11 protein-coding genes and 1 pseudogene are annotated in these 14166 nt (G+C 43.0%); 2 read left to right on the forward strand and 10 right to left on the reverse strand.

Translation table 11 applies throughout. The features are described from left to right. Position 1 precedes the first annotated feature (1 nt). Entirely contained in the window at positions 2–1708 is a 1707-nt protein-coding gene (locus C400_RS0110740) for a sensor histidine kinase (RefSeq protein ID WP_017426977.1), read from the reverse strand. A gap of 728 nt (positions 1709–2436) precedes the next feature. Here C400_RS0110740 and C400_RS0110745 point away from each other — a divergent pair. After that, positions 2437–2631: pseudogene (locus tag C400_RS0110745) on the forward strand (ArsR/SmtB family transcription factor); the annotation flags it as partial. 30 nt (positions 2632–2661) lie between these two features. Here the strand turns inward: C400_RS0110745 and C400_RS0110750 are convergent. The 7 genes from C400_RS0110750 to C400_RS0110780 all read right to left on the reverse strand — a co-directional run bounded on the left by C400_RS0110750 (position 2662) and on the right by C400_RS0110780 (position 11513). Next, entirely contained in the window at positions 2662–3966 is a 1305-nt protein-coding gene (locus C400_RS0110750; protein WP_038978017.1) for an NtaA/DmoA family FMN-dependent monooxygenase, read from the reverse strand. Between the two features lie 310 nt (positions 3967–4276). Next, positions 4277–5806 (reverse strand): right-handed parallel beta-helix repeat-containing protein, encoded by a 1530-nt coding sequence (locus C400_RS0110755; protein WP_017426980.1) that lies wholly within the window; start codon positions 5804–5806, stop codon positions 4277–4279. 371 nt (positions 5807–6177) lie between these two features. Then, entirely contained in the window at positions 6178–6288 is a 111-nt protein-coding gene (locus C400_RS27770) for a DUF6254 family protein (RefSeq protein WP_014599788.1), read from the reverse strand. Between the two features lie 102 nt (positions 6289–6390). Further along, positions 6391–7050: a nitroreductase family protein gene (locus tag C400_RS0110765; protein WP_016820849.1), complete on the reverse strand. Its 660-nt coding sequence runs from the start codon at positions 7048–7050 to the stop codon at positions 6391–6393. 270 nt (positions 7051–7320) lie between these two features. Beyond that, positions 7321–7770, reverse strand: coding sequence for an RrF2 family transcriptional regulator (locus C400_RS0110770; protein WP_016820848.1), 450 nt, complete (start codon positions 7768–7770; stop codon positions 7321–7323). A gap of 99 nt (positions 7771–7869) precedes the next feature. Beyond that, positions 7870–8796, reverse strand: a complete 927-nt coding sequence (locus C400_RS26220; RefSeq protein WP_017426981.1) for a macrolide family glycosyltransferase — start codon at positions 8794–8796, stop codon at positions 7870–7872. Between the two features lie 326 nt (positions 8797–9122). Then, positions 9123–11513, reverse strand: a complete 2391-nt coding sequence (locus tag C400_RS0110780) for a cellulase family glycosylhydrolase (protein ID WP_017426982.1) — start codon at positions 11511–11513, stop codon at positions 9123–9125. A gap of 495 nt (positions 11514–12008) precedes the next feature. Between C400_RS0110780 and C400_RS27185 the strand changes: the two genes are divergently transcribed. Next, on the forward strand, positions 12009–12212 hold the full coding sequence (locus tag C400_RS27185) for a hypothetical protein (RefSeq protein ID WP_155764923.1): 204 nt from the start codon (positions 12009–12011) through the stop codon (positions 12210–12212). A 73-nt stretch (positions 12213–12285) separates the two neighbouring features. On the opposite strand, the gene C400_RS0110790 is transcribed toward C400_RS27185, so the two are convergent. Next, on the reverse strand, positions 12286–13467 hold the full coding sequence (locus tag C400_RS0110790) for a DUF4272 domain-containing protein (protein WP_017426984.1): 1182 nt from the start codon (positions 13465–13467) through the stop codon (positions 12286–12288). A 58-nt stretch (positions 13468–13525) separates the two neighbouring features. Beyond that, positions 13526–13897: a hypothetical protein gene (locus C400_RS0110795; protein WP_017426985.1), complete on the reverse strand. Its 372-nt coding sequence runs from the start codon at positions 13895–13897 to the stop codon at positions 13526–13528. Between the last annotated feature and the right edge of the window lie 269 nt (positions 13898–14166).

Raw genomic sequence — 14166 nt, forward strand, 5'->3', positions numbered from 1 at the left:
CTCAGACATCTTCTCCTTTGATCGGAAGTATGAGCAGTATACTTGTCCCTGTACCCAATTCACTTTCGATCACCAGTTGTGCTTGATCTCCGTACTGTGCCCTCAACATGCGGTGGACATAATTGAGTCCGATGCCCATCCCTACTTTTTTATGTTCAGTTATACGATTGTTCAGAAGTCTTTGAATCGCTTCCTCGGTCATGCCTGCTCCATTATCCTGTATTAAAATATTCAGTGTTTTGGCAAGTGTAACCTCAATTTGAATAAAACCTTCGTCACTCAGTCCATGATAAAGTGAATTTTCAACCAACGGTTGCAAAATAAAACGAGGCACAGGTATTTGAAGCACTTGATCATCCGCTGAAATACGTACGTTAAATTCAAAGTCATATCGAATTTGCTGCAGGATTAGATACTGTCTTAGCGCATCAATTTCCTCTTCCATCGTGGATACTTGCCCTAATTTACCCAAGTTGTAATACAACAGCTTGTTCAAGGATTGCACCAACTTGTCAATTTCCCCTTGTCCATTCATGACGGCCAGCCAGTGCACAGTATCTAGCGTATTCATCAAAAAGTGAGGATTGATCTGATATAACAGTTTTTCCACTTCCAAATCTGCACGGATCTTCTCTTTCTGCTGCACTTCCTTGAACAGGTCACCGATTTGATGCTGCATATTAGAGAATTCCCCCAACAGAAAGTCGAACTCAGGAATTTGAGTGCGGGTCTGGCTGCCTGTCTTTTGTGGATTCTGAGACATTCCATTAATTTCCGAATGGAACAGACTGAGTGGTTTGTAGACCATCTTCCACAGAAGCCAAGCAAGGAATACGGTAAAGCCGAGAAAAAATAAAGCGACCAGTAATATTTGAAGCAACCACTGGTTTTTCTCCTGTTGATACTTCGCCTGCGAAATTACCGATATGACGCTCCAATTCTGAGTGGAGTCCTCCTTAAACCAATGGTAATCACGGGCTATTCCATCTTTTGCAGCACCTTTCGATAAGCTGGAGAAATTCTCCCCAACTTTCATCACTTCTGGAATTTCACTATACACAATTTTGCCCTCACCATTCAGGATCAAATGCGATAAAGCTCCTTGGTATTGATTGTAACCCAGTATATCCTGTGTGAGACGAAAGCCGGATTCGACGTAAATATACACATCGTCCCTTTGAGGCAGTTGTACCTTCCGCATAGCAGATAAAACGAGCTGGTCATTAAATCGGTTCATACTAATATGGGGACCATAGCACGTAATGCCATATGATTTGAAAAGTACAGGCAAAGACTCGGGAGAAAAACGATCTTTGATAGGAAAGTTAGCGAACTGTGTAGCGCCTTCTTTCTGGAAATAATATAAGGTCAAACCTATATTCGGATTAGTAAACGTTACAACATTTAACTCATTCTTTAATTCATCTCTAGCCTCAATCAATTCAATTATATTGGAGGAAGGCTTCAAGACTTCATCCAGTTTTTTGCCTAATGTACCGCGATATGATAATTGCTGAGTCACATGATTCAGGTTAGTAATTGAATTTTCCAGTGATGAAGTTACCTGCTGAAGATTGCTCCTAATTCCATCATTGATTTTATTCACAAAGATGGAATCAATGGTATAAGAAGAAATTGCAAATATACTGATAAAGGGAATAAACGCGCTGAGAAAAAACAATAAAAAGATCCTTTTTTTAAGTGTCATTTCGCCCCATTCTCCTTAGGTAACTAAAAGAGCAAGCCCCTGATTATGGAGCTTGCTGTTTATTGAACAACAGCTCTATCGATTATCGTATTCCTGATAGGCAACAACTTCATCCGATTCAGACTGGGAAAAGTCAGGATTCTTCCCTCTCGGTGAGGTCAAGTCTGTTCATAATTATAGATTGATATTCCAATATGTCAAACGCTTACATGGAATTTATTTTCCCTTCCTCTTTACATACATCGACTTGCCGTTTTTTAATTGCTAATTGTAGTCATTCCGTTCATCATGTACCAAAAAAAGCGACATCGTTCAAAATCCTAACCAAGGTTTTTTCTTGTCTTTACGTGTTTTCTTCTGTTTCCGCTACCAAGCAAAGTCTTCAGCCAGCCCAAATGTCAACCACTTTTAACAGCACATCCACAAACCTCACCACTCTACCTGTTCACGTTTTGCGTCACAAACTCTTTGAATGGGTGAAACGCTGCGTCACTGTACATTTGTGTCCCATCCTCATATTATCCATTAGTTCAGAGGCCCTTGACTTCGTCTCTTCACATGTTAAAATTCTATTCATCAATTGAGGTAGTGCCCTATTATGAGGAGAATGCTGGATTCAAAGGGTTTTTCAGTGTATAAATAAGTATTTTTGATTTGCCATATTGGTCAAAATATAAAGTGTAGAATCCTTAACATATGTCACCAAGTTGAAATGAGGTTATAAATGAATGGAAGATATGCTAAAGTGCGCAAAGCTTTTCAAAGAAGATCTATATAAGCAACTGGCTAGAATTGGTAAGTGTCTATCAAGTGACAAACGTCTTGAAATCTTGAATGTACTATCACAAAGTCCCAGAACAGTGGAGAAATTAGCCGCATGTACGGATATGAATATAGCTAATGTTTCTCGTCATCTACAGGTTAATGTTCTCGTTCCTCGATAGTATTAGAGGTTAAATAGCTAAATGTGCCCTCAGTGTAGAACCTGCGTATTCGCTTCTGAACAAACCTCTTTCAACCAACTGCGGCATCAGTTTTTCAAAGAATATTTTCATAGATTCTTCTGAACCGCCCGGAAGAGCTATAAATCCGTCAATAGCCCCAGCCTCAAACCGCTGAATAATCTCGTTCAATACGTCATCAACCGTTCCAACGGAGACCCAATGTGCAGAACCAACGACCTCAGGTCTTGCCAATACCTCTTCCACTGTAGGCTCATACTTCGTAATATACCGGCACAAAAGCTCAGCATGTGTCCGGCTGCGGACTGGCTGATTTGGATCGGGAAGCATATCGGCAGTTACGCAATGATCCAACTCAAAGCTGCTTAAATCAAGGCCAAGTACTGACTTGAGCGATGCATGTCTGCGCTCCACACTCAAATGAGCATGTGCAGACTTATGCAATTCATGCGCTTCCTCGCGAGTTTCAGCCAAGAAAAAATACAATCCTGGCAAAACTTTGATGGCGTTCGGATCGCGTCCATGTTCCTTGGCTCTTCTTCTCAGATCGGTTCGTAATTCCACGCCGGACTCAAGATCCGGCATCGCCGCAAAGATAGCATCCGCTATTGAAGAGGCAAAATTTCGCCCTGTATCTGACGCGCCTGCTTGAAATAAAGGAATGGACCCCGATGTATGGGCAGGCAAAGTAAGCGGCCCCCGGACACTGAAAAAATCACCTGAATGATGGATTGAAGTAACCTTATCCTTATCAGAAAAAATGCCTGACTCCCGATCAATCACAATTGCTTCGTTCGGGAAACTTTCCCAGAGCTTGCGAACGACGTCAGTAAATTCCATGGCTTTCGCATATCTTTCTTGCGGTGAAGGCATAGGCGAATCACCGAAATTTTCTGCCCCTTCAATCGAAGTCACGATATTCCAGCCAGCACGTCCGTTGCTGAGCCAGTGTAACGACTGAAGCTGCCTTGCGACAACATACGGCGGATTGAACGTAGTGGAAATTGTTGTCACTAATCCAATTCGCTCGGTTTCACGAGCAATCGCCGCAAACATCATTGTAGGGTCAGGACTACCAAAGTTAGCGGAATCGCCCAGCATCTGCGGGCTAACATACAGATAATCCGCCTTGAAAAGAAAATCGAGCTTTGCCTTCTCCGCCATTTTCGCCAAATCAATGTAATAGTCAATGGCCCCCATCTTTTCCACACCGCTGTCTGGGCGCCGCCAACCGTCTCCTTTCATCCATGTTGCAGATAAGGATAACCCAATACATAATTGTCTATTTGCAGCCAATACTATCAACCTTTCTCTATAGAAAAATAATGTTGCGCCTAGGAAATGTTCCGATCAGTGTATGCTCAAGTAGCAAAGCCAACCGAGTTAACATCCAGGACAAATGCCTCTCCATAGCAACAAGCGCTCGGTGATCATAAAGTGACCTTTCAATTAATCAATAATGATTCTCATTATCAATTATAGTGTGTCAAGAACTACAAAAATTACAAATACACAAATTATGAATGTTATATGTATAAAGACAAAAGCCCTCGAACCTAGAGGGCTTTTGGGATAAATCAGCTATTCATTTGAGTCTAGTTTTGTTTCACTCATCTGCACCGATATTCACGGCCTTCCCTTTCACGCGGGGCTCCCCGTCGATATCCTCGGTTCCGATGATGGTGTTATCCGTTGATCCTGAATCGATCGCTGGTGACGAGGGCTGCAAATGGAAGTCGCCATTCGTGGCATTCACGAATTTAGGATCGACAAACAGAGAATGCGCATCGTTACCCGTTCCCGATTTGTACGTGGCGAATCCCGTATATTCTTTATCTTTCCAGGTCCAGTTGGCTCCCGAACTGCCACCAGGTGCAAAATATAAATTATAATCAACAACATTGCCGGAATTTTGGGTATATCCATTGTAGATCAACACATCAGTCGAACTCGCTACGAAAATATTGTTCTTAATCACGTTGTTTCGTGTATCATACTGAACTAAAAGCTGGCCGCTTCCATCGTCCAATGTATCGTTCTTGTACAGCGTATTGTTCACGATCTTGCTGTTTACCGTTGAGCCACGTTCGTCATCATAGCCGCCCATAGCAATGCCGGTCAATCGGTTGTTATATATCACGTTACTGCGGACCGTAATATTGCTGGTGGCTTTGCCGGCATGCTCGGAGGCTATTTCGACACCGATGTCATTGTTATAGCTGTAGTTCTGCTCAATAATGTTGTCCTTGCCCCCATCTACATAAATGCCGCCAGCCGAGTTGTCATCGCTCTTGTAGGATGGGTTATTTCGAACCGAATTATTGTACACTCGGTTGCCCTTTACCAACCCGTTTCGCACTTGATCGTAAGCAGTATTCGGTGCGGTTCCTTCAAAGCCGATCAGATCGATTCCTATGTTGTCGTTATCGTGAATGAGGTTGCTGGTCACTGCAAAGCCGTCCACATTACCGTTTAAAACAAGCGATTCGCTAGAGCCGAGCACGAGATTGTATAGTTCATTGCCGCTGATTGTAAGGTTATGAATCGATGCAGGAGCTTTCGTGCCATAAACAGCGATGCCGTGAGCGTCCCGTCCCAGCCGGTCCTTTCCGGTTGGGGTGGCCGTGTTTTTGATGTCGTGGATTTTATTATCGGACAGATTGATGAAGTTCCCTGTACCGTAAACGTAAATGCCTGTAGGCACTGCGTTCTTGGAAGCTGTGGTAAAATTGCGGATTTCAAACCCCTGGATGGTAACGTAATCGACATCGGCCAATTCGATTAGCCCCTCGTTCCCGCTGACCGATAGGCCTGTTCCGTCAATAATGGCGGTTTCGTTGCCATAGCTTGCGAACACGATGGGGCCTTGCGAGGCGGAGCCAGAGCGGGTGATTTTCAGTTTCTCCTTGTAAACACCGCCTCGGACATAGACCTTGCTGCCTGGAGAGACTGTGTCAGCCGCATGCTGGAGCGTTTTCCACGGCGCGTCGCTTGTTCCCGCGTTGGAATCGCTACCAATTGTCGACACATAATATTCGGTACCAGCGGCAGAGGCGGCAGGAGTCTGTAGATTACCGATTGTAAGGCCCAACCCCAAGCTTAAACCTACAAGCAAAAATTTACCGAGTTTCTTCAAGAATTTTCAACTCCCATCCTAATTTAGCTTTCGTCAAATTAACGTTATCATCAATTTACGGCTTCTTGCAAGCGAAGAACGTCCTCTACCGTCTGTTGGCAAGCTTTCCGTAAAAGGGCCGACAGTCCCCCACACGCATTGGTGAATTGCAGTAATTTTCGCTTTGACAATGAAAACCTAATAAAAACACCCCTGAAAATATTATGTATATTTTCAGGGGTGAATAGCTAACTCAATGCCTCCAATAACACTGACCACTGAAATAAAATATATTGGATGCCGCCTGTATGAAGGGCCTTTATGATCACACACCATGAGAAGACTGCCGATAAATTTCATCGACAGCCCTTCTTTTCCAAGTAGTATACTCCTCAATCCTGTTCGCTGGACAATTCCTTGAGCGATTTGATTTTACCATGGGGATGCTGTTCTTGCTTTCGTGACTTCCATGCAGCTTCTTTCCTTCTCTTCTGGTGAGCCATAACAGATATCCTCCTTTGGAAATTGTGAATGTATACTACTTCCTTAAGTTGTCATTTCTCGTCTCTATTCATTCATAAAATTAAATTCGTTGGGTTTTGTTTTTAGTTAGCGGGCATCTCGTTAAAGAATGTGATGTCGTCTATCGGCAGCCGAGTTGTCTGATGACCCGGTTGTGCCGCTTTACCGAGTGCAATCAGCATGATTGGAATGTAGCGGTCTCTAATACCGAACGCTTGCTTAAGCTCGGCCGCATTATAGCCACCCATCGCGACCGTATCGTAGCCGTGAGCACGTGCAACCAGCATGAGCTGCTGGGATACAATACCACCATCGATATGAATGACTTTGTGAAGGCTTTCCTCTGGTAACGAAGCATACGTATGAATCGATCTTTCTACGAACGATTTAGCGGTATCTTCCGCTATATAGCCATGTTTTACTGCTTCGCCGAAAACTTCATCGAGCTTCTTATATCCTTCCGTATCACCAAGCACAACGATCACCGCTGCAGCCTCAGTAACCTGGGATTGATTATAGGCGATGGGCTGCAGTTTTGCTTTCAATTCCTCTGTTTCAATAACCAAGAAGCGCCAGGGCTGAACATTACTCGATGAAGGTGCAAGCGACGCTTCTTTCAGAATATCCTTAATTTCCTCGTGAGATAGACGAACCGATTTGTCGTAATGACGCACAGAGCGGCGCTCGCGGATGACATCGGCGAACAAGGCGGAGCTCTGGCCAGTATGAGTTGAAGTTGACATTATGAATCCTCCTTTTAAATAAATACTGTTTTTTATTCAGCACAGTTAAATTTAGACTTTGCGGCTAGTCAGAGCTTGAATTCCTACTAAAACGAAGTACCTTGAAAAATCCAAAATATTTACGCTTCTGCGCACAGACATAACTGTGTTCATTATCACACAGATAAGCTTAAAAATTAACGCTGCGCGCGGCTTGCATTTAACTGTGGTTTATATTGCACAGTATAAAATCTAAGCAAGCCGCTGTCAACCGTCTTTTTCCAGGTCCATCTAAAGCTTGGCTTCCAGTTGGTTGGCGAGATCTGCAATCGTGTACTTGCTTAATACTCCGCGTATGCTGTCGTCCATTTCTTGAGTAATATCCTCAAGCGTAGATTTCATACATTTACCGAGCGGATGCGTGCCAGCTGTCTCGGTAATACCGAAGGAAAGCCTGCTGCCTGAACGAAATACATCGTATACATCAACCAGTTGTATAGATTCTGCCGGTTTCCTAAGGTGGTACCCGCCGTCACGGCCTTCCCGGGTCCCGATAAACCCTTCCTTTGCGAGAACGGAAAGTATGCGGCGCAGCAAAGAAGGCTCCGACTGAAGATATTTGGCGAGTTCAATACTTGGACAAGCTATGCTTTTGTCTTCCTGTGACAATATAACAAGCGCTTGAACAGCCAGTCCAAACCACTTTGGGTGCTGAGTCGGCGTACAATACTCCTGCTTCAACCTTTACTCTCTCCTTCCAGCTTACTCATAAGTAGTATGAGTAAATTCTACCGAATTCCCTAATATGCTGCAATAGACGAGCTTACATCTAATATATATTTAAATATGATATTGACCTTTAAATGCGAAAATCTCATTAACAGCTTGGTGATATCCACCAGTTTTTTGAAAAGATTCTCTAATATGTGCAACAGCTTTTTTGAATGGAAGGCTTAACACATGATCTGCGGCTTCACGCAATTGATTTGCAGTCAAGCTTTCCATTTGTAACTTAATACCTGCTCCCATATTGGCGACTTGTCCTGTGATGATCGGTTGATCCGCGCTTTGCGGGATTATAATCAGCGGAACCTCGTAATATAGACCTTCGTGGGTACTGTTCATTCCACCATGTGTAATAAATAATTTAGCGTGTTGCAAGATATCCGTTTGTGGTACATCATTTTTTTCGATGAAGTTTTCAGGAACTTCCCCTAAATCGGAAAATTGGGTTCTATTCCCAATCGACATGACAATCGTATGATCCGTGTTCCCAAATGCCTCAATACAAAGCTTATAGAAGTCAATTGCTCGGTTAAAGACTGTACCCAATGAGATGTAAATTGGTTTTTTTCCCTTGATTGCAGTAAAATCGAAGCTTTCTTGCGTTAATCGTGAAGAGATGGATGGACCTACAAATTTATAAGTTTGGTCGAATGCTTCTCCATAAGGTTGAAACTCTCTTGTTGTATATACGATTGTTAGTGGTGCAAGATTACGAAACACTTCGTAAGGTGAATGGATCTCCACTCCATATTTCTCCTTTACCATTGCCGTCAGGTTTTGAAATTTATCATTTATAGGTTTAACTATATCTTTAGGGACATTAATGGAGCATTGTTCCATAATATGATTGAATGATTTTTTTGTCTGGGCAAAAGAAGTACAAGAATTGATTGCAGGAAGCTTAAGAATTTGAGCAAGTATACGTCCACACCCAAACATGGAATCATGGATGATATAATCAAAAAATAAAACACGCGCCATTTCAACCGCTCCTTAGTTCATTTTCTTCAATAAAATTATCCGTTTCTGATTCTAACATGTTCTCTGAATTTCAGGGTGCTGCTTCTCTAATGAACATTGTAGCTGCTTTCTCAAGTTAATATACTTTCAATCGTCTCCGTCTCCATAACTTGTTTATTATTCTTTTAAGTTAGTAGATTGTAAGACGACATTTGAATTGATTCGATGTATATTCTTACTCTGCAACAAAAAAAAGCCGCCAAGTTGGCGGCTTTGCATACAGCAAAGACTTGTTTTCATGCTGGACACTGTTGGCTAACGTTAAATACTCATGGTTTACTGGATGACTATTTGTTGGCTGAATCGCTATAAACCGTGCTTAATCTTGATGTCGCCCTAATACCTTTAGGGCCTTCAATGATAATACGACCTTGTTCCGTAAGGCTGGATCCTTGCCAGTCAGTGGTCATATCCAGATAATCAAGACCCGGGCTGTTTCCTTTCCAAGACCATGCAAGATAACCTACGCCCTTTTGCTCAGCGTAACTCATAATGGTAGCCTCATCCACATCACCGCTTGTATGCTTAATACCAAATTCTCCAATCAGCAGAGCCAGGTTTTTATTCAGTACATTATCCATATTGCTCTTTACTGTGGCGGCATTTCCGCCGGCATATTCGTACATATGAATGGAGAACATCGTATTTTTAAGTGGATCTGCATTAAAGACTTCTGTTCCGTAGTGAAAAATAGATTGCGGGTACTGCCCCCATCCTGCACCGTCAACAATAATTGTATTTTTGATGCCAGCATTTCTGAGCTTAGGAATAACAGACTTATAACCTTGCGCCCAGCCTCCTCCATCCCAGGTTCCATACCATTCGTTCGCGATATTGAGGATGACGGTGCTTTCTTTCCCAATGAGTGCGCTTTTCATTTCAATCCAGTAATTAGCGATATTATCCAATACAGCAGCGCTGTCAGACCCTGTGCCATCATGGACTTCAAGAACAACGACCAATTTGTTTTGCTCTGATAATGTGATTAAATTTTGTATCGCTGACAGATCATCTTTCGTCCATTGCTGACCATCTGACAGTACGATTCTAATAGTATTCGCTCCCGTTTTCGCAATGGCAGGGATCGCTACAGACTCTTGTCCCTTGTACCAGGTATAAGCGTGATTGATTCCCCTCATCACAAACGGATTTCCCTTGGCATCGTAGAGCGTTGTTCCGTTAATATAAAAACCCGTATTCTCAGTTGTAGAATTCGTCGTAACTTTTATGATATTACTTGCTGCTGAAATATTTCCTGCTGCATCCCTGGCTTTTACAGTGAAGCTGTATGCTGTATTAGCGGTAAGTCCCGTCACCGTATAACTTGTCGTGGTTGTTGAATTGACTAAAGTTGTTCCATTATACACATCGTAGCTGGTAACATCTACATCGTCTGTTGATGCGGTCCATACAAGACTCACCGAAGTGTTTGTTTTGGAGTAGCTTTTCAGATTTGTTGGTGCCGTTGGTGCCGTCGTATCAGGGGTTGAGTCAACAAGCGTAAACTTCCACTTCTGCTGATCATTTCCGTTATCTGTCCATTGCTGCACATTTGCCCCGTCATTAGTATAACCCCCGATTACATCCAGCGCTTTACCGCTAGATTGTACAAGCAGCTTATAATATCCACCGCCGACGTCAATCATTTTCCATTTTTGATTAGTTAAATCGCTGTCTGTCCATTGCTGTACACTAGCACCATCTTCTGAGGAGCCTCCGGCTACTGTCAATGCTTTACCGCTGGATTGTACAAGCAATTTATAATATCCGTCGCCAACGTCAATGACTTTCCATCTCTGCCGAGCGCTGCCGCTGTCCGTCCACTGCTGCACCTTAGCTCCATCGGCAGTTGAGTCTCCTGCTTCCAGATTTTTGCCGCTATGCTGTGCCGTTAGTTTATATGTTTCACCAGAAACAATATTTGTGTTAGCTGTGGTGGTGGTAACATCAATCACATTGCTTGCATCTGACACGTTACCTGCGGCATCTCTAGCTTTCACGTAAAAGCTGTACGCCATGTTGGCTGTTAAGCCGGTAACGATGAAGGATGTCGACGCACTGGAACCTACGAGGTCTGATCCTTTGTAGATGTCGTATCCTGAAACACCTACATTGTCTGTAGATTCCGTCCACTGCAAGCTTACTGTCGTATCCGACACAGAGGAACTGACCAGATTGGAGGGCGCTGTTGGAGGTGAGTTATCCTCCGGCTGGTCAGCTGAATGCACTTCAAATTCCCAAAGGGAATATCCGTAGCTGGTAGCCCTTTCAATGCCACTCATTTTTACATATCTAGCGTCTGTTGCTTCGAAAGATATCTTATCGATTCCTCCATCTCCAGTCGTGGTGGAATAGACGGTAGTCCAATGATCATCATCCGTCGATGTCTGAACTTGGTAAGACTTCGCGTAAGCGGCTTCCCAGTTGAGCGTAACACCATTGATTTTGGTGGTGCTACCGAGATCTACACTTATCCACTGCGGATCTGAATATTGTGAAGACCATCTAGTTAGCGGGTCACCGTCGATCGCAAAATCAGCCGCTTTACTCGAATCTTCGACGGAGCTTGCGGTTACCGATTGGGTAAGCCTAGCATTATCGGAAGCGCTCACATTTTTGATCGGCAACATACTCATAAGCAGTCCAAACAAAATCAAGCAAGTTATGGTTTTTTTCATTCCCAAACCTCCTATTGAGCATAATAAACAGCTAATTGGTTACCCCTGCGTCTCATAGATTTCAATTCCAATCTCTATCCCTGAGGCATGGCAAAGTCTTCTCCTTTCCGTTCATAATTGGGACAAAAACAAACAAACGTGGAACAACCCTTAAGTAACCGTTTTCTTTTACAACTAAAAATTTATTCGCTTTAATAGATTTTCTGTATCATTCCCAGCGATGAAATTTTATCAAAGCGACCTAAAGCATATATATTTTTGTTTTCCAGTACTATGCCTTGATGATCAAAAAGTTTTAAAATCTGTTTTCCTAACTCCATAGTATAGGTCCTAAAAGTGCAAAACAAGACAACTTTCTCTCAACAGTTGTCTTGTCTAGTTTTGTTATATTTATATAGTTGTCGATTAAACTCGATATTCTTAGGGGTGTAATCTTGGCATGTTTTCGAGGTCCAAGGCAGAAGAAGCTTTCCCGAACGGATCTCCGGTCTTGCCGTGTTTGGCTCGAATGATGAGAAGAATTGGACCCGTTTGACGGATCAGCTCACTGTACGAACCGAAGAAAAGCAACGGCTTTACGTGAGGGATGAGTATAAAAACACCTCTTTCCGCTTTTTCAAGCTGGCGATAATCGAGCCGCAAAGTACGATGTTTGAGATCAGTGAATTGCGAATTTACGGTCAACGTCATGAATTTTAAGTAAAGTGCCCCACACCAAACAAACAATCCTCTACCTATTTGGTAGAGGATTGTTGCTTTCTTACGCTTCCTATTATGTATCTGTGCGCACATCATCCCAATCCTGTCCCATGTAACCAGTGAGCCATTTTAGCACACGATGACGTTCATACACTACACCATCATCCAGATTTCCAGGGGCTGGCTGTTTATGAATGCGGCTATCCACACACATCCAGTCGTAACGACAGATTAAATCGGCTTCATCTAAAATTTCCTTGCTACTGCGCAGCCTTGAGCTTGACAGAAAAGCCTCAAATGAGTGAAATTGCTGTAACTTTGAAACAGACAATGGCACGTCGCAAATACCAGTTGGGTCACCTAGCTTCTCAAGATGGCCCAAAGCCCATAACAGAGTCCAAAAGCCTTCATAACGCCAGGAGAACTGGACACCCTCTGACTCATCGTCATACTCATTGGATAGGAACCTCTTCTCTTCTGGTGAAAAGAAACAGTCCGCGCCATACTGATCAGTCACTTGATTTATCATTCGATTCGTATCATCCATGCTTTCGCCCGCACCGATACACTCGCCTTTCAGGGCTACAATACACAAAGCAACGGCACGGCCAGCCACTTCCTTAAGGGATCGGATGCTGTCTGCGGCTTCATCTCCTAGCCTTCCTGGGATCGGCGGCATTTGCGTAAAGCCTTGATCGAGCAATATCTTTTCTGACTGCAGCTTTCGCTCCATCCCGGATTCGCTAATTTGATCCTCTCCGTACAAATAACTAACATGAGCAGTCACTGTATAATCTTCCACTTCCGAACGTCCATTCACATCTAGTAGCAGACTTCCGTCAGGTGCAAGCAAATCACCGCCACCCCGGAACATCAGTCCATCCAGCGAATTTATGATATCAAGTAATTCGGCAAAAAAGGCTTCAGATATATCCTCCTCAGTCTCCACACCAATCACCATATTCAGCGTACTCATTTTGATCAACAGCTTTTGCTGCAACTGTTCGTTTTCAGCAGGAATTTGACTAAAAAAGTTTATCATTCCGTTAAGCATGGAGGCAAACTCCTCCGGATTCGTTTTGCTGGTCATTATGTTAAATCCTTTGATCTTTATACTAAACCAGCCCCGGCTTTTGACCTCAAACTTAGTTTTGCTTTCATTCACGTGTATCTTGTTGTTGGGATAAATCGACTTTAATAGTCTCTCAACCTGATCCAGATCGAAGGTTGAGCTGTAAAGCGCACAATTTCTCATGATGACCTCCTTATGAAAATACTACGAATAGCCGATGTTTGTTACGGGCACGATTCAACTAACTCTGCAAAATTCGATGCAGTAATGCCTCTCCCTCATTCTCAAACCTTCGCTGTTCCTTCAGAAATTCAGGAACATCTTGTAACCGGGAAGTTCTGTACCCAGGACCGCCACACCCACAGGAATGGTAAGAGTATCCGTTTCGATACAGAAGCTCTACCTTTTTCCACTGCTTGATATCCGTTTGCTTCGGGGCCTGAAAATCATGACCCATGTCATGCATGGGCGTCTGGCATTGCGGACAGACATGAACAAGCCGTTCATATTCATCCTTTGGCATCTCAAAGCGGGATGTTTGCTTATACACCTTCCTACAAGTAAAGCAGGCAAAGATATCTTTGTATGGACCGTACATTGCATATCTACACATATTTTCACCCTCTTCAAAAATTGAAATTGATCTGATATTTTTCTTGTATTATCAGAATACATTCACAGCGCCACCGTATTAAGAATACATTGATGTCCAGCTGATGTTTCTTTTATATTAGAGCGAAATTACAGAACTAATCAAGCTAAAAGGTCCGTTCTAGCGCATTCCTCGCAGTAGTGATGTTATTTTTTATAGCATAAAAATCTTGTTCAAGGCTCGAAATGATTGTAGCATGATGTCTTGAAAGTTAACTAAGAAGACTCCTA

Source organism: Paenibacillus sp. ICGEB2008 (genome assembly GCF_000307675.1).
Classification (GTDB): Bacteria; Bacillota; Bacilli; order Paenibacillales; family Paenibacillaceae; genus Paenibacillus; species Paenibacillus polymyxa.

Excerpts from the sequence above, each read along its gene's own strand:
- C400_RS0110795 (WP_017426985.1), bottom strand. The coding sequence starts at position 13,897 with ATGTGTAGATATGCAATGTACGGTCCATACAAAGATATCTTTGCCTGC.
- C400_RS0110790 (WP_017426984.1), bottom strand. The coding sequence starts at position 13,467 with ATGAGAAATTGTGCGCTTTACAGCTCAACCTTCGATCTGGATCAGGTT.
- C400_RS0110765 (WP_016820849.1), bottom strand. The coding sequence starts at position 7,050 with ATGTCAACTTCAACTCATACTGGCCAGAGCTCCGCCTTGTTCGCCGAT.
- C400_RS26220 (WP_017426981.1), bottom strand. The coding sequence starts at position 8,796 with ATGGCGCGTGTTTTATTTTTTGATTATATCATCCATGATTCCATGTTT.
- C400_RS0110780 (WP_017426982.1), bottom strand. The coding sequence starts at position 11,513 with ATGAAAAAAACCATAACTTGCTTGATTTTGTTTGGACTGCTTATGAGT.
- C400_RS0110740 (WP_017426977.1), bottom strand. The coding sequence starts at position 1,708 with ATGACACTTAAAAAAAGGATCTTTTTATTGTTTTTTCTCAGCGCGTTT.
- C400_RS27770 (WP_014599788.1), bottom strand. The coding sequence starts at position 6,288 with ATGGCTCACCAGAAGAGAAGGAAAGAAGCTGCATGGAAGTCACGAAAG.